The sequence below is a fragment of the Paraburkholderia lacunae genome, from assembly GCF_003353175.1.
Taxonomy (GTDB): domain Bacteria; phylum Pseudomonadota; class Gammaproteobacteria; order Burkholderiales; family Burkholderiaceae; genus Paraburkholderia; species Paraburkholderia lacunae.
In genome coordinates this window covers 12516-28820 of the sequence record NZ_QHKS01000045.1, presented here as the reverse complement: position 1 = coordinate 28820, position 16305 = coordinate 12516, and the positions used below count along the sequence as shown (strand labels likewise).

The window sequence follows — 16305 nt, the reverse complement described above, 5'->3', positions numbered from 1 at the left end:
GCAATGACACAGGCCGCATGGGTCACTCCAGGGTGTCGGCGATAAGACTCGAAACGCGACGTCGGTACGCACGCCACGTGAAGTGACCGGCGGCTTTCAACGCATAGGGCGACGCCTGGCGGATCGCCTGGCGGTTCACCACCTTGTCCTCCATACAGCGAAAGATCGATTCCGCCGTCGGTTCGACCACCCACCCGCTGTCGGGGAACAGCGCAATGATTTCGCGTGCACCGGTCATGGTCGATACGATTGCCGGTGTTCCCGTCGCCATCGCCTCGACGACCACCATCCCGAACGCGTCGAATCGCGACGGCAGCAGCAAGCAATCCGCCTCGGCGAAAAGTTGATATAGCTGCGCCTGCGGCACATTAGGACGGTGGCGCACGTGTGGTATCTGCTTCGCCTTCGTCAGCCATTGCGGTTCTTCCGTCCCGCCGACCAGTATCAGATCGGCACGATGCGAATCTGTGTTGAGCTGTGCAAAGGCGTCCAGAATCAGATCGATCGATTTTCTGGACGAAAGTGTTCCCGCAAAGATGAACTGGACTGGTCTCTCGTTTTCAAAAGGCCTGGCGACCCCTTCCGGAAGCTCCGCTCCGAGTAACACGGACTTCACCTTGGTGCCCGACACGCCTGCTTTCATGTATGAGTCGCGCGCCATGTCAGAACACGTGATCACGAGATCGGCCAGTTCGACCTCCTTGTCCTTGCGCCGATTGATTTCTTCGATGTACCCATTCGACGGCACCTCGATCAACAGTTTTGCATCTTCGTGATGCAGGGAAGGTGCATCGAGAATGCATATCGCCCCCACGGAACGTGCCGCCATAAAGGTGTGGTAGGAAGAGTTCTCGTAACCGACCACGGCACGCGGCTTCAGCGCATGCACCTGGCGAGACACCCACCAATCGAACCAATGGAACACGCGGTGTGTGTAGTCGTGGCGTGCGGGTGCCGAGCGCGCGAGCGAACGCGCCCGCAACAGTACTTGCCACCAGACTGGATGGTGTCTGAGTGCATGAGGTATCACGGTGCTGCGCATCTTCGCGCGCAATCGAGCCGGAATGATCGGTAATGGCCGCGCACCGGTCCCGCTCAACGGCACACCCGACCAGAAGGTTTGCAACAAACCCCGCTCATGCAGCCCCCATGCCAACTGGTGTGCATGCTGCAAGCCTGGATGGAAGACGGCGACGGATTTCATTGAAGGTCTCCGGCCCGATCGTCTCCCGGATCGGCGAGAGTCTGCGCACAGAAAGCCGACAAGTCGCACAGGTTCCCGCTCATGATGTGACCTCCAGAATCTTCTCAACCAACTGGTTGCTGCGCACATGCTCGGCGAAAACGCGTCGGCTGATTGTCTCGGACAGGGTGTCCACCTCTTCGGCCGGGCGCCAGAACGACTCTCGCCTGACAAAGTGCGTGTCGGGCAACGGATAGTGCGTAGGCGCGGGGTACGCGCCAACATCATCGAAAATGGAGACTGGCGCCACGCCGTGCGTTGCATAGGCTGCGAACACACCGGACTTCGATGCCTGCCCCCACGGGGTATTGAAGAATCCCCACTTTGCGTCTGTCAGCAGTGCCGAGACTTCCGATGCTGACAGCGTGCCGGCAATTTCAAATTGATGGGGGCGCAGAGCGTGCGCTACTTCATCCAGCCACGCGCCCTTCGCACCAATATCGACTACACGCTCGATGCAATTGCTGGCTAGCTGAGCCGCGAGAATCGGCGTCACGTATTCGTACACCTGTCTGCGTGCGTGCTCCGATCCGAAGACGACGGCTATGTTTTTACGCTCGCCCCATGCTTTCACCTGCCCCGGCTCGCCGACATTCGAGAACGTCGGCGAATAAATCGCCCTGCTGCCTATCTTCTCGACGCCCCATGTGTGGGTGAAATCCGTGTTAAAGAACGCGTAGTCAGCGAGTTCGACAAGTTGTTCACAGATCCCTTTTTGCAACGGGGCCAGCCAGAAAGCCGACGACATGCGCGGTGCGACCAGCACCCACAATTCGTGGAAGTAAACGATCAATCTCAGACCCCGTCGCTTCGCCCTCTTGATGAAGGCTGGCAGCCACAGCGGTACCCCTTTTCGATCAAAGCCATAGATCGACACTTGCAGAATCCAGATATCCCCCGGCACAACCGGCACTTTCCTCGCCGCCTGGCGATCCGGCACGGAATACCGCTCGACAAGCACGTCCTTCTCGCGCAGGCACTGAAGCAGCACGGTCGAGTGGTCTGTCACACCACATCCGGTCGTTTTGACTTTTGGCTGGACGATCCGAAAGCTCAGCATGGTTTGAGTCACATGTCAGTTATCGTCGCCGGTGCCATCTCGCGCTCACCGGCCAGATTCGCGTGATCCGGTTGAAGCGGCATAATCCACGAAGGGCATCCCTTCAGCCGACTCCAAACGATCAGTTACATGAATTGATTTCCGCCACCCCATCAAATTTGCACTCCGCAATAGTTATGCGAAGAAATTCAATATCAATTTTGAATCTCACCAGTTCATTGATTCCCGTCGCCCGGAGGCGGGTTCACAGGTTTTTCTTCCCATCGACCGGTCTAACCAGCTACTTCGCACCCGCGGTTTTTGCGTAGTAATCCGGGAAGTACGCGCCGTAACCCAGCGGACCTCGTGGAACGTCGGTGAAGACCACACCCTTCACGGTTATTCCCGAGTGGCGCAACCGCCTGACTGCCTCGCCTATGCCCAGCAACTGGTCTTTTCCATGACGGACAACGAGCAGCGTGGCCCCTGCGGATTTTCCGATGAGCGCGGCGTCGGTCACCGCGAGTGCCGGCGGCGTATCGATGACCACGACGTCGTATTTCGCGGACAACTGCTCCATGACGGCACGAAACCGCTCACTCATCAACAGTTCAGAAGGATTCGGCGGAATGGTCCCTTGCGGCAGCACATCCAGTCCGGGCAGCACGTCTTTGACCACCGCACGATCCAGATCCGCGCCGGTAATGACATCGGATAATCCGGGTTCACTTTGGATATTCAGATATTCGTGGACATCGCCGCGTCGCATATCCCCGTCGACCAGAATAACGCGCTTACCGCCCAACGCCATGACGGTTGCAAAGTTGATCGACACAAACGACTTGCCCACCTTGATGCCCGTGCCCGTCACCGCGATCACGTTGGTGTTGACGTCGAGCATGCCGAATTGAAATGCGGTACGCAGGTTGCGAATACCCTCGACGGCGATATCGTAGGAAGCACTCCCCGCAAGCAGATATTGGCCGCGATTTCCGCGCTTCATCGCTTTCTGCAAGCGCTTTCGTGCCGTGCTCCGAGGTACGACCGCATAAACCGGAATGCCGAGCGCGCGCTCGATCTCATCCGAGTTCTCGATCCCGCCGAAAAACATCTTCTTGCTCAAAGCCGCGACGATTCCCACCGTCGAGCCCAGAATGGCGGCGCCCAGCATAATGACCGACCAGTTCGGCCGAATCGGCGCTTCCGGGGGCAGCGCGTGATTCACGATGCGCACGTCGCCGACCTGCCCGGCCTTCAAGACACGCAATTGCTGTGCACTATTGAGGAGATCCGTGTAGAGCTGGGTATCGACTCGTACGTCACGAAGCAGGCGAAGTGCGGTCTGCTGTGTATCCGGCAACTTTTGCACCCGTCGATTCAGCTCGTTCTGCTTTTGCTGCAACGTTGAAATTTGTGCTTCCAACGATGCAATAGCCGTATGGCCGGCGGCAAACCGCTGGCTAAGATCGTCGCGTTGTTGCTGAAGATCGAGCAGTTTTACCTGTGTTTGGGATACCTGCTCGAGAAGCAGCCGACTTTCTTCGTCCTGATCGATGGTGCCGTTTTCATTTCGGAATTGATTGTATTTCTGCTCCGCGGTGTCCAATTCCGCGCGCAATTGCGGCAATTGCTGCTCGAGAAACTCCAATGTGTGCTCGGCCTCAGCTGACTTTCTGTCAATGTTCTGCTTCACATACTGCTGGGTAATCGCATTGAGGATGTCTGCCGTGCGCTCGCCATGCTCTCCCGTCAGGCTGATGCCGACCATTCCCGATTGCTTGGCCTTCTCCGCAACGGTGAGCGAATGTTTTAGCACGTCAACGGCACGCTGCTCGGATATCTTTGCCACACTGAACTCGGTCGACGGATTGGCGATGAGCTGATCGACCTTGATCGCAACGTTTCCGCCTGAATACGGCGCTGACGCAAGCAGACCCAGATGGCCACGTAAGATGAAAGCCCCCGACCTGGTGGACAAGATGTATGCGTCGTTATTCGTCGCAGTCAGGACCACCCCTTCAGCTGCGAGCGCGTGCGGCAGATCAAGCGCGCTAACCGAAATCCGTTCTCCACCCCACGCGAACTTCGGCATTCCAAACTTGGGGGACGCTAGCTCACCACGCGGTGAGCGCCGTGCGAGTGCTGCGCCGATAATCGGAAAATATCTCGGCTCCGCAATGATGTCGAGATGCTGTTGCTGAACGGCCTGCTCGATGACGAGGTCCGAACGAATCAGTTCCATCTCGGCAGCGGTAGTACCACCTTTGTTGAAAATGGACGTGAGTTCGCCGAGCACCTCCTTAGCCTTCGACGAAGATTCACTATCCTCTACCTGAATCATCGCCTCGGCCTGATATACCGGCGCCGCGACAAATGCGTAGCCGAGTCCCAATACGAGCGCAACGATGGTTGCTGCCGCGATCAGCCGCCAACTGTCGGCGAGATGGGACAAGTAGGAGCTCAGAGCCGCTCCTCCGACCTGCTGGGACCCAGTCGATTCACTATCCATGACAGCGTTCATAAGATACCAGTCGACACTTAGGGTTATCTAACTTCGAGCCGACACGTGGCTCGGTCTACTGTCAGCAGCTACTCCGTCTTACGACGCATGCCCATCAAACACGCGAAAATCCAATCGAGTACGGCGACGATCGTAGACGGGCTGGCCGTGGCTCAAGTCATCAGCCATCAATATGCATTGCGGTTGACCAGCCCGTGTACGACCGTTGCCGCGACGATACGCATATCAAGCGCAAAGGACCAATGCCGCAGGTAATACAGGTCATGCTCGACCCGTCGCTCCATCTTTTCGACGCGATCCGTCTCGCCGCGATGTCCGTTGACCTGTGCCCAGCCTGTAATGCCAGGCTTGATCCGGTAACGCTGCAGGTAGCCATTGACAATATTCCGATAGAGTTCGTCGTGCTCGAGTGCATGAGGACGCGGCCCGACCACTGACATGTCGCCGCGCAGGACGTTGTAGAACTGCGGCAACTCGTCGAGACTGGTACGCCTGAGCAACGCGCCTATCCGGGTAATGCGCGGATCGTTGCGCGTCGCCTGCTTGAGTTGCCCAACCTGCTCGGTATGCAACTTCATCGTGCGGAACTTGTATATGTCGAACACGCGGCCATCGGCGCCTTTGCGTTTTTGTTTGAAGAAAACTGGACCTGGCGAAGATAGCTTCACAGCGATCGCCACCACAGCCAGGACGGGCATCAGCGCGATCAGCGCCAGTGCAGCGAATATCCGGTCGAAAATTTCCTTCTTCAGCAGCGCATGCGTCGGCAACGGAGATCCGACGAGGCTTATTGCCGGCATACCGATCAGGTCGGTGACGCCGCTATCGAACAGTGCCAGGCTGCGCACATCGGGAATGAAGCGGACATTCACGAAATCGTCGCGGAACTCATTGACGAATCTCAGGATGGTCTGCTCTTCGCTTAACGGCAAAGCAAGCCAGATTTCCCGGACCATATTGCGGCGCACGAAGCCGACAAAACTGTTGAAGTCATCGAACGTAGGCACGCGAGCCCGGGATACGTTACAGGTCGGCCGTGCATCGAATGCCGCCAATGCACGGAAACCGCTCCCCGGCGAGCGCCGGATGTTGCGGGCAATATCCTCGCAATGGACTCCGCACCCGACTATCGCCACATGACGCAGATTCAATCCCGCGTTTCTCGCGTGCGACAGCACCGAACGAACTGCCATCCGCGTCCCCACGAGGCTTACGGCGGTAAAGGCAGTCCAGCAGGCGAACCACAAGCGCGAAATCGAATCGGTGCGATGTAATCCGAACAACAACACGAGCACGCAGATCTGAACGACAGACCATGCGAGCACGACCTGGGCGGCGAGGCGCAACGTGGAACGCCCGCGCCACGACTGGTATATGCCGAACACTGGGAACACCACCAGGGCGAACGCCGCTGCGAATGTGACGAGCGCCGTGTCGATTCCTTGCGGCGCAAGCTCTTCGAAACGAAGAAGCGAGGCGAGCCGCGCACACACGACGATCGACACGACATCCAGCATGCGCACAACCAGTTCGTTCATCCCGAACGAGGCCGGAGTTGCCGGAGCGAACTCGACACTGCTCATGGTGCTCTCCCAGTGTGTCGGTCTTCAGGCTCGCCCGTACGTGTCGTCGAAGCGAACAATGTCGTCTTCGCCGAGATAGGAGCCCGACTGCACCTCGATGATCTCTAGCGGCAATTTGCCTGGATTTTCGAGCCTGTGCATGTTGCCGAGCGGGATAAACGTCGATTGGTTCTCAGTTAGCAGAAACTTCTCGTTGCCGCACGTGACGAGCGCCGTGCCACTCACGACAATCCAGTGTTCCGCGCGGTGGTGATGAAGCTGGAGCGACAGTTGCGCTCCCGGATAAACGACGATGCGCTTGACCTGAAAACGGCCGCCATGATCGATCGAGTCGTAGTAGCCCCACGGCCGTCGCACCTTGCGATGCGCATTGGCCTCGGGAGCGCGCTCCGCCTTGATACGTGCGACCACCCCCTTGATGTCCTGCACGTGCGAGCGATCGGCTACGAGCACGGCATCGTCGGTCTCGACGACCACAACATTGTCCATGCCAACGCACACGACAAGGCGTCCCTCGGAATGAACGAAGCTGGATGTCGAGCCGTCAAGCACGACGCGCCCACGCGCAACGTTCCCGTCGGCGTCCTTGTCGAGCGCATCCCACACCGCATCCCACGAACCGAGGTCGGACCACCCCGCGTCAAGCTTGATGACAACACCGGGCGGCAACGAATCGTCTGCTCCGAGGCGCTCCATCACCGCGTAGTCGACGGAATCCGAAGGTGACGACGCGAACTGCTCGGCGCTCGGCCGGAAGAACATGCCGTCGCTTTTCCCTGCGGCGAAAGCCGCCACACACGCATCGTGCACAGCCGGTTGCAAGCGCTTGACTACATCCAGCCACACCGTTGCGCGCACAACAAAGATGCCACTATTCCACCAATAGTTGCCCGACTCAACGTAGTGCGCGGCGAGTTCCGCCGCCGGCTTCTCGACAAATCGCTCGATCCGATGCCCCCCTCCCGGCAATGGCTCGCCGAGCCGAATATAACCAAATCCGGTGTCGGGTCGTGTCGGAGGAACGCCAAGCGTCGCAATCGCGCCGGCCTCGGCCTGGCGCGCTGCAAGACCGATCGCCTGCTGAAACGCGTGGATATCCGCGATCGCATGATCGGCAGGCATCGCCACGATGATTGCATCCTCACCGTCCGCGCAGGCGGCTGCGGCCGCAAGCGTCAGCGCCGGTGCCGTGTCGCGGCGAATGGGTTCGACCAGAATGCGCGCATTGATTCCGCTCGCGTGCATCTGCTCCGCGGTCACGAAGCGGTGCTCTTCCCCACAAATCACGATGGGCTCAGGCATCAGCTCCCACGGCCCGGGGAAACCCCGCATCCGCTGCACGGTCGCCTGCAACAAGGAGTCGTGGCCGAGCAGACCGATTAGCTGCTTTGGGAACTGCTCACGCGACATCGGCCACAGTCGGGTACCAGCGCCGCCTGCCAGTATCACCGGCGCGAGACGAACTATAGGCATGGATGGCATCAAGGATCCCACCGCAATGTCTGCAATAGCATCGCCCGCTGAGACTGGCTGATGTACTCTGGGGAAGACTGCGCCTTGCACTTCTTCGACATTGTCGCTCATCTCTATGCACTCCTATGTACCGTCAGGTCATTGAATCGCATCGCAAATACATTCTCCTGATCCGCGTATGCCGCGGGCCATTCATGCACTGCTCAACCACATCAGCAATCTTTCAGAATCAAGGCCGGTGGCGTGGATGTTCTGCCGTGGCCTGCGCTCGTCTTTTCGAGCACTCACCATTGATGGGCAAGTGCATAAGCCAATTCAATACTGGCGGAGGACGCGACCGCCATGACGCTTGATCAGCGTCTATTCTTCGACACGATTGCGAGTGAGGCACTCCGTTAGCGACACACCGGGATGGCCGCGGCGACCTCGTGAATTATGCGAAGTCCGGCAAGCAAACCTCCGGCACCAGGCGGGATGGAGGATCTTTCTTCATCCGCGCCATTGTCTGTGACGCACTGCATCATAGGCATTGCAATGTGTGATCCATATTACTTGACTGATAATCACGAGATCTTGGCGGATCATCTCGACACAGCGAACTCCACGTTTCGCGACGAATATGCTCGCGGGTGGGAGGTCGCGATTTTATTTTCGAAATTTGCATTATTTCGTCATCCGAATAATGGTTACATGAATGAAAGTATCTGGTACATGGCGAAGCCACGCGTGGCGTGGCTTGGCGAGAGAAAGATGAGTTCCAGGCTGTCATCCGCTTCGGCACCATGTTGGGCCAGCTTCGCCATTTTCGCCCCAATGCTGGGTTTTTCCGATCTCTTTTAGGGAACGAAGATCCGTCGTGGTGCGCCAATTCTCTCAGCGTCACACTGTCAATTGAGTGGTGGCCGATAGCGCGTAAAGCTTGTCTATTGTTCACTGCACAATGCGCGCTATCGTTGCATCCAGGTCGTCGCAGTGTGTTTCAACTGGCAAGCGGCATGGCGGCGGTGCGAAGCTGAACTGTCAGAAAGATCTATCAACAAGCAGCGCCTCTCACGATACGAGGCCGACGATGAATGTGAACGATCAAGCGCGTCATGGCAGCCTGGTAGATGTATACGTCAATGTTGTGCCACTGAAACTGATCGAGACTCTTAACGCGACTATTGACGAGACAAGGCATGATTGGAAGCCTACTGATGGCCGCCGGGAATCAGTCATGGCACAAAGCTTCGCCGAGCTGTTGCGGGAAAACGCCGCTTTTCACGCGATCGAGACGCAAGTCTGCGCTGCGGCACAACTATGGGCTACGACGGTGCTAAAGAGGGAAGTCTCCGACGACCCGTTGCATGTCTTGCGCTGCGTGGACCCGCGCGCGGATTCACAAAGCTATCTTCGCCACTTCGATTCACATATCCTAACGATGCTGGTTCCGTTGCAACTCGCCCCAAACGGGGAACGCAACGGCGATCTGGTCATGCGCATCTTCCAGCGCGAGGCGAAATCGGCAACGGCCAACTTTCTGACAAAGACTTATCTCTTCTTCGAACACGGTCTGCCATTCCTTATTCGGCGCTCGCTTGCCACTCGCGACTTATCAAATGCGAATTCGCAACGTATTGTGTGCAGGCCCGGAAACGTTTACGTCTTCAACGGCCTCATCACGCTGCACCACAATCTCGACGTCGGCGTCGGCGAGCGTCGTATGTTGATTATCCATCACTACGACGCAGGCCTGACCGCCGGTGCAAGAACGGTGATCCGCTCTTTTCGCATCCTTCTCGACCGTCTTGCCGGTATTTATTGAATTAGCTTCGTGATCTCACGGATCGCGGAACCAGGATCGATATTTCACAATAGAAAAACTATTTCGTTATCCGATATTCATGGATTATTGGCGTGCGCGGACATTTTCTTGCCCTCAATAGTCCTTGCCAGTCAACGTGGATCATCGACTGACCGGAGGATTTGTGAAAATCTTGATATACGGCATTAACTACGCCCCGGAGATGACCGGGATCGGCAAGTACACTGCCGAGATGGCAGCCACAATCGCCGCGCAGTCGCATGACGTACGCGTGGTTTGCGCACCGCCGTACTATCCTGAGTGGCGGATTCCGTCAGGATTTTCGTCCCGACGCTATGCGCACGAACTGCGCGACGGCGTACGCGTGTCGCGTGCGCCGCTGTGGGTACCCGCGCGGCCCAAGGGTGTGGCCCGCCTGTTGCACCTCGCCAGCTTTGCGCTGTCGAGCCTGCCAGTCATGTTGCGTCAAGCGTTCTGGCGCCCCGATATCGTGTTCTGCGTGGCGCCCAGCCTGCTCAACGCGCCCACCGGCTGGCTCGTCGCCCGGCTATCCCGCGCGCATGCATGGCTTCATATACAGGATTTTGAGGTCGATGCCGCGTTCAAATTGGGCATCCTGCAGGGCTCGTTCCTCAAGCGCGCCGCGCTGACAGCGGAGCGGGCACTGATGATGCGTTTCGACACTGTCTCCACGATCTCGAACAAGATGCTGGAGCGCGCATCAGATAAAGGCATCGCAGCAGCGCGTCTCGTGCGTTTTCCCAACTGGGCCGATACGAGTGTCATTTATCCGCTCGCGCGGGTAAGTTGCCTGAAGGAAGCCCTCGGACTCGCAGCAGACGCGATCGTCGTGCTCTATTCCGGAAACATGGGTGTCAAGCAGGGACTCGACGTCCTGGCGGCCGCGGCACTCGCACTGAAGGACCACGCCGATCTGGCGTTTGTGTTTTGCGGCGACGGCCCTGTGCGCAGCACCGTTCAGGCGGCGTGTGGCGCAATGCCGAACTGCCGCATTATCGGCCTGCGCCCTGTCGAGGAATTGAACGAGTTGCTCAACCTCGCCGACATCCATGTGCTCCCGCAACGGGCAGACGCTGCCGACCTGGTCATGCCGTCCAAGCTCACTGGCATGTTTGCGAGTGGCCGGGCAGTCGTCGCAATGGCGGCCCCGGATACCGAATTGTATGAAGCGGTCGCGCCGCGCGGCATCGTGCTACCGCCGGGTAACGCGCAATTGCTCGCAAGCGTTATTCGACAGCTCGCGGACGACCCGGCCGAGCGCGCGCGGCTCGGGCGCGCTGGCCGCGAGTTTGCATTGTCCTCGCTGTCGCGGGAAGCGGCGTTCAGTGCACTAGAAGCGCGTTTGTGTGCGCTGCATGCAGCACGCCAAGGCGGAGCGAAGCCATTGCAGCAGGAACCGGAAAACGAAGCACGTTAACGAACGGCGAAAATCGCGCACGCCGCGCCAGTTCGTCACTTGTTCTGGATCGTTCCTCTGCGTCGAGAAGTCGAGATGGCGACGTCAAACTGGGCGATCAACGGCGGTTAGTGCGCGTCTCACGCGCATCGCCACGCATCTGCTCAAGGCTTCGCCGACATGGCAAAACGTGACGCCAGCGCGAACATGCAGGCTTTAAGATTGTCGATGAGCCGCGTGGCAAGCGGCGACTTTCTCACGAACGCCGCGCTCATCCGTGTTCAGACGATATCCGCAAGCGTGGGCTTTGTCACATTGCCGAAGCTGTCGCGTAAGATCGCGTGATGAAAAATTCTAAATCGCTTTATCACGGTCACCGCTTTCCGGCTCCCGTCATCAGTTGTGCTGTTCGCTGGTACTTTCGGTTTCAGTTGAGCTTGCGCGACATTGAAGAGTTGTTGTTCGAGCGCGGCATCGTGGTCAGTTATGAAACCGTGCGCCGTTCATGTAGATAAATTTGGCACGGGCTTCGCGCATCGCGTTAAAGCTGCGCGTCGCAAGCCGGGCTCGACCTGGCACCTCGATGAAGTGTTCGTGAGGCTGCGCGGCGAGCCTTATCTGCTGTGGCGAGCAGTCGATCAGCACGGCGTCGAGCTCGATATCCTGCTGCAGAAACGTCGGGACAAANCGAATGCGTGGTTTCCGCGATCCTGAACGCACGCAAGCCTTCTTGTCGAGCTTCGGACCGATCCGGCAACACTTCGCACTGAAGCGACATCTACTGCGTGCGTCGCTCTATCGAAAACAGCTCGGCGAACGCTTTGCCGCGTGGCACCGTTTCACCGAACTTAGCCAAAATCCGTCTTGTTTTTGAGGAAAGTTCAGTCTATCGAACTACCGCGAGCCCAACGCGTTAATGTGACAAGGCCGTAAGGGCAGTTGCCGTGACTGGCACATGAGCGCTCTTCAGGATTTACGCGAGCGGGCGCGCCAGCTTTTAAACACACTCAAGTCTCCATCGCCCCGTACATTCACCGCGCACCGGCCAGGAAACGATGAATCTGCCCCACCACGGCCGCGCCTTCGCCCACTGCCGACGCGACACGCTTAGTCGATCCTGAACGAACGTCGCCGATCGCGAAGACACCCTCGACGCTCGTCTGCAACGGCATCGATTGCACGCCCGCTTCCGCAAGATCGGTGCCTGTCAATACGAACCCTTTGCTGTCGAGCGACACGCCGCATGTCTTGAGCCAGCCAGTATTCGGTTCCGCGCCGATGAATACGAACAGATGATGTCCCGTCATGCTTCCTTCAATGCCGCCGGCACCGCGGTAGTGCACGCGCTCGAGGCGCGCATCCCCCTCTAGCGCGGTCAGTTCGATACGCGTATGAAGCGTCACATTCGGCAGCGATGCGACACGTTCGGCCAGGTAGTGCGACATGCTGTGGTCAAGGCTCGCGCCTCGAATGAACATATGCACATGCTCAGCGTGTGATGCCAGAAACACTGCCGCCTGCCCCGCGGAATTGCCACCACCGACCAGCAACACCGGCTCCTTGCGGCACAGCCTCGCCTCGATCGGCGTAGCCCAGTAATAGACGCCACAGCGTTCGAAGCGCGGGAGGTCCTCGACGACAGGTCGCCGATACTCTGCGCCACTGGCGATGACCACAGTGCGCGTGGTAATGCGGCGGCCATCGGCAAGCTCCACGACAGGCGGTTGCTTGTCGCAATACAACGCCTTGACCTCGCACGGGATGCCGATATGTGCACCGAACTTCTGCGCCTGAACGAACGCGCGGCCCGCGAGAGCTTGACCAGTGATGCCGGTGGGGAAGCCCAGATAGTTCTCGATGCGCGCACTCGTACCGGCCTGGCCACCGGGTGCGCGACAGTCTAGCACCGCGACCGACAGTCCCTCGGATGCCGCGTACACGGCCGCCGCCAGTCCCGCCGGGCCTGCGCCGACGATCGCCACATCGTAGACGTGCGCCGGATCGAACTCGGGAATCAGTCCGAGGCAAGATGCGAGCTGCCCCTCATCGGGGTTTCGCAGCACAGTGCCGTTCGGACAAACGACGAGTGGAAAGTCGTCGGGCTGCGGCGTCAGGCGCTCGAGCAGCGCGATGGCTTCGGCATCCAACTCCGCATCGAGCGTCATGTTCGGAAAAGCGTTGCGGCGCAGGAAATTCTGCAACGCGAGGAGTTGTGGGTGATTGGAGGAGCCGACAAGAACGACGCCCTGTCCGCGCTCGATCACGAGGACACGCCTCAGAATCAGTGCGCGCATGATCTTTTCGCCAAGATCAGCTTCACTGATCATCATGGCGCAGAGTTCATCGGGCCGCACCAATACCGCTTCGACATCTTCGACGACATGCGCGTCTACAACTGCCGGCTTGCTCGAGAGCTGGGTGACATCCGAGGTGAACTCGCCGCGCTGCGTATAGGTGTGAATGATCCGTTCATGACCGAGGCCATCACGACCGACTATCCGGACTTTGCCCGAAAGCAGGACGAACATTCCCGGGCAGAGACTTCCCGCACGGTAGAGCAATTCGCCCTTGGCGTAGCGGGACAGGCTGCCGAAGCGACGCACCCTGTCGACTTCAGCACTCGTGAGGACCGGAAACATCTGGTAGTAACGCGGATGGTCGCGCACGGTCGGGTCGTCGGCGAGCACGCCGTCGTCGATACGGCTCCCATCCCCTTCCGGCTGACGGGTGGGCGTACCGCCCTCCAGCCCTGAGTCGTTGCTCATCGCGGATTCTCCTTCAACGGCTGATCGGCGCCGCCGTCGCCTGGTCGACTGTCGCCGCTGCCGGGGGCCGATGGCCAATGGCCAATGGCTCCGACACGTCAATCAATGGAAACGGCTGTTGAATATTTCCGCTCGCCTTCCTTCGACAGTCATCGGTGCGCAGGGGAATGACTGGGCACGATGGCCGCCTACGCGATTGCAATGAAAAGAGTAATCGCGTTATTGCCGCAGACCAAGAATTCTTGCATTCGTTCTTTGGGTCCGCATCGGACTTTATGGACGAGCGCCCCGCGGAAGCCCAAGGCTGGCCGGCACGATAGAAGATGGATGGTGAGGTTCTCAAGTCCGCGCATGGGGTTCCAGTGCAGCCCAGCTGACACCGAAGAGAATACGTCGCGATAGAACCCTACATGATGATCAAAGTTTTCTCGCAATGTCTTCGCCGACCTATCTGTCAACTCCGCCTTGAAAGTCGCCCATTCTGACGCATACTGGAAGGGGCCCGCTGACCGGCAAGATAACGCGAACGAGGCGTTGTCCACGCGGCGGCATTCGTCCGGTCGAACCACGCACGCGCGTGGTTCGATGCTGATGCGCGGTTGCGCCAAACAACCATGCGCTCGAAATAGCTCTGCACCACGCCCCAAAGCCTGCCAGAAGATCAACAACTCATCGATATGAGACTCCAGATGTCGCCAGAGATGGAGCAGCGCTTCGGCCACTTTGTGCGCACCTCGGGCGTTTAGGCTCACAACCTCGTTACGTGCGGCACATCGCGTTAAAGCGGTTCACGAACTCGGCATTGCGAACACCGGCACCGGTGTTCGGACTCAATGTCATTGCAGCTGGCTTCAGGACCTTTCGGTGCCGTTGGTTCCATCGGCAAGAGAGCGCAATCAACTTTTTTGGAGGTTTAGCATGAACACGTCGCAAAAAGTCGTTGTCGTTACTGGTGCGTCGCAAGGTATCGGCGCAGAGACGGTCAAAGCTTTCCGCCAACGTGGCTACCGCGTGGTCGCAACGGCACGCACCATCAAGCCATCGGATGACCCCGACATACTGACGGTGGCAGGTGATATCGCCGATCCTGAAACTGCTCGTCGCGTGATTACTGAAGGCGTGGCACGCTTTGGCCGTATCGACACGCTTGTCAATAACGCCGGCGTCTTCATTGCGAAGCCCTTCACCACATACACCGCCGAAGACTACGCAGCGGCAACGGGCGTGAACCTCGCTGGTTTCTTCCATATCACGCAGCGTGCAATCGCTGAAATGGAGAAGAATTCGAGCGGCCACGTCGTCAGCATCACGACCAGCCTCGCCGACCACGCAATCGACGGTGTCCCTTCGGTATTGGCATCGCTGACGAAAGGCGGTCTGAACGCGGCCACGAAGTCACTCGCGATCGAATACGCAAAGCGCGGCATCCGCGCGAACGCTGTCTCGCCTGGCATCATCAAGTCGCCGATGCACGCGCCTGAAGCCCACGAGGCGCTCGGGGCGCTCCATCCTGTCGGCCACATGGGCGAGATGAGCGATATTGTCGACGCCATCCTGTATCTCGATTCGGCGCCCTTCGTGACAGGCGAAATCCTCCACGTCGACGGCGGCCAGAGCGCTGGTCATTGAAGCACCCCCGGGCGCCGCTGTCCGGCGCCCTTGTACGTCAATCACGATAAGGAGAGAGGCATGCCTATCGTTACGATTCAGGTGACCCGCGAGGGTACCAAGCCTGGCAACGAATCGGTCACAGCGGAAGAAAAGGCTCAGCTCATCAAGGGCGTGAGCCAGCTGCTGCTCGACGTACTGAACAAGCCCCTCGAGGCAACCTTCGTAATCATCGAAGAGGTGGACACGGAGAACTGGGGCTGGGGCGGACTGCCGACCGACGTCTATCGCAGGCAGCGAGGATTGAAACCGCCCTGACCGCCAGGACGTGCCTTGCGAGTCAGGTTGAACTAACCTCGTTCAAGGCACGGCAAATGCAGGGGCATCGATGTAGCATCAATGCTCAACTACCCATAACCTGAATCAGGACGGTTGCACGATGACCGATAGCAACCGTCCCTCGCGCCTATCGGTGCTCAGCGGCTATACATTGCATTCCAGTCGGCAGCCGAGACGCGGCTACCCGACTGCGATGTGCCGCTCGACGCGCCACCGTAATTGCTCGCCGACGCGTCGAGCGCCCCCACCTTCGCTTCGGCGGTCTGGATTGCATCGGGATAGTGCGTCGGATCGCCGTCACCGACGTGATAACCCACGCTCTCCAGTTGCGCGAGTTCTGCACGGACCTGCGCACGTGTCGTGTGACCCGTCGATTGAGCGAACGACGCAGCTGGAATCACAAGAGCGCTGGCAATAACGGCTGCACGGATAATTGATTTCATGGCAAACACCTCGACTAATGTTGGATGGCCTGCAACAAACTCGGTTGTTTGAAGCGGTGAATGAAGTCTA

Annotated in this window: 13 protein-coding genes and 1 pseudogene; 6 read left to right on the top strand and 8 right to left on the bottom strand. The window is 58.7% G+C overall.

The window, feature by feature from the left end:
• Window positions 1-22: 22 nt before the first annotated feature.
• From DLM46_RS39755 to DLM46_RS36100, 5 genes are all read right to left on the bottom strand, one after another.
• Entirely contained in the window at window positions 23-889 is an 867-nt protein-coding gene (locus tag DLM46_RS39755; RefSeq protein WP_165848145.1) for a glycosyltransferase family 4 protein, read from the bottom strand.
• A 394-nt stretch (window positions 890-1283) separates the two neighbouring features.
• Window positions 1284-2315, bottom strand: a complete 1032-nt coding sequence (locus DLM46_RS39750; protein ID WP_165848144.1) for a hypothetical protein — start codon at window positions 2313-2315, stop codon at window positions 1284-1286.
• 268 nt (window positions 2316-2583) lie between these two features.
• Window positions 2584-4734, bottom strand: a complete 2151-nt coding sequence (locus DLM46_RS36110) for a polysaccharide biosynthesis tyrosine autokinase (protein WP_244306504.1) — start codon at window positions 4732-4734, stop codon at window positions 2584-2586.
• 236 nt (window positions 4735-4970) lie between these two features.
• Window positions 4971-6386, bottom strand: a complete 1416-nt coding sequence (locus DLM46_RS36105; protein ID WP_115109243.1) for an undecaprenyl-phosphate glucose phosphotransferase — start codon at window positions 6384-6386, stop codon at window positions 4971-4973.
• Between the two features lie 24 nt (window positions 6387-6410).
• A complete protein-coding gene (locus tag DLM46_RS36100; protein WP_165848143.1) occupies window positions 6411-7859 on the bottom strand; it encodes a mannose-1-phosphate guanylyltransferase/mannose-6-phosphate isomerase in 1449 nt (482 codons plus the stop codon).
• 1069 nt (window positions 7860-8928) lie between these two features.
• On the opposite strand from DLM46_RS36100, the gene DLM46_RS36095 reads away from it, so the two are divergent.
• The 4 genes and pseudogenes from DLM46_RS36095 to DLM46_RS36085 all read left to right on the top strand — a co-directional run bounded on the left by DLM46_RS36095 (window position 8929) and on the right by DLM46_RS36085 (window position 11954).
• Window positions 8929-9663: a hypothetical protein gene (locus tag DLM46_RS36095; RefSeq protein WP_133300438.1), complete on the top strand. Its 735-nt coding sequence runs from the start codon at window positions 8929-8931 to the stop codon at window positions 9661-9663.
• A 163-nt stretch (window positions 9664-9826) separates the two neighbouring features.
• Window positions 9827-11101 carry a glycosyltransferase WbuB gene (locus tag DLM46_RS36090; RefSeq protein ID WP_115109265.1) on the top strand — a complete coding sequence of 425 codons (1275 nt, stop codon included), beginning with the start codon at window positions 9827-9829 and terminating at the stop codon, window positions 11099-11101.
• Between the two features lie 159 nt (window positions 11102-11260).
• Window positions 11261-11425, top strand: a complete 165-nt coding sequence (locus DLM46_RS39745; protein WP_165848142.1) for a hypothetical protein — start codon at window positions 11261-11263, stop codon at window positions 11423-11425.
• Window positions 11425-11954, top strand: a pseudogene (locus tag DLM46_RS36085) (IS6 family transposase). Before DLM46_RS39745 ends, DLM46_RS36085 begins: the two are co-directional and overlap by 1 nt.
• A 157-nt stretch (window positions 11955-12111) precedes the next feature.
• On the opposite strand, the gene DLM46_RS36080 reads toward DLM46_RS36085, so the two are convergent.
• Together DLM46_RS36080 and DLM46_RS39215 are read right to left on the bottom strand one after the other, a co-directional pair.
• Window positions 12112-13845 (bottom strand): FAD-dependent oxidoreductase, encoded by a 1734-nt coding sequence (locus tag DLM46_RS36080; protein ID WP_115109236.1) that lies wholly within the window; start codon window positions 13843-13845, stop codon window positions 12112-12114.
• Between the two features lie 188 nt (window positions 13846-14033).
• Window positions 14034-14567 carry a hypothetical protein gene (locus DLM46_RS39215; RefSeq protein ID WP_133300437.1) on the bottom strand — a complete coding sequence of 178 codons (534 nt, stop codon included), beginning with the start codon at window positions 14565-14567 and terminating at the stop codon, window positions 14034-14036.
• A 196-nt stretch (window positions 14568-14763) separates the two neighbouring features.
• Between DLM46_RS39215 and DLM46_RS36075 the strand changes: the two genes are divergently transcribed.
• Both DLM46_RS36075 and DLM46_RS36070 read left to right on the top strand, forming a co-directional pair.
• A complete protein-coding gene (locus DLM46_RS36075; protein WP_115109234.1) occupies window positions 14764-15474 on the top strand; it encodes an SDR family NAD(P)-dependent oxidoreductase in 711 nt (236 codons plus the stop codon).
• A gap of 60 nt (window positions 15475-15534) precedes the next feature.
• Entirely contained in the window at window positions 15535-15771 is a 237-nt protein-coding gene (locus tag DLM46_RS36070; RefSeq protein ID WP_115109231.1) for a tautomerase family protein, read from the top strand.
• Window positions 15772-15929: 158 nt separating this feature from the next.
• Here DLM46_RS36070 and DLM46_RS36065 read toward each other — a convergent pair whose 3' ends face one another.
• On the bottom strand, window positions 15930-16235 hold the full coding sequence (locus DLM46_RS36065; protein ID WP_115109228.1) for a DUF4148 domain-containing protein: 306 nt from the start codon (window positions 16233-16235) through the stop codon (window positions 15930-15932).
• Between the last annotated feature and the right edge of the window lie 70 nt (window positions 16236-16305).

Coding starts and splice junctions, on each gene's coding strand:
- DLM46_RS36100 (WP_165848143.1), bottom strand. CDS start 7,859: ATGCCTATAGTTCGTCTCGCGCCGGTGATACTGGCAGGCGGCGCTGGT.
- DLM46_RS36065 (WP_115109228.1), bottom strand. CDS start 16,235: ATGAAATCAATTATCCGTGCAGCCGTTATTGCCAGCGCTCTTGTGATT.
- DLM46_RS36075 (WP_115109234.1), top strand. CDS start 14,764: ATGAACACGTCGCAAAAAGTCGTTGTCGTTACTGGTGCGTCGCAAGGT.
- DLM46_RS36070 (WP_115109231.1), top strand. CDS start 15,535: ATGCCTATCGTTACGATTCAGGTGACCCGCGAGGGTACCAAGCCTGGC.
- DLM46_RS39745 (WP_165848142.1), top strand. CDS start 11,261: ATGGCAAAACGTGACGCCAGCGCGAACATGCAGGCTTTAAGATTGTCG.
- DLM46_RS36105 (WP_115109243.1), bottom strand. CDS start 6,386: ATGAGCAGTGTCGAGTTCGCTCCGGCAACTCCGGCCTCGTTCGGGATG.
- DLM46_RS36095 (WP_133300438.1), top strand. CDS start 8,929: ATGAATGTGAACGATCAAGCGCGTCATGGCAGCCTGGTAGATGTATAC.
- DLM46_RS36080 (WP_115109236.1), bottom strand. CDS start 13,845: ATGAGCAACGACTCAGGGCTGGAGGGCGGTACGCCCACCCGTCAGCCG.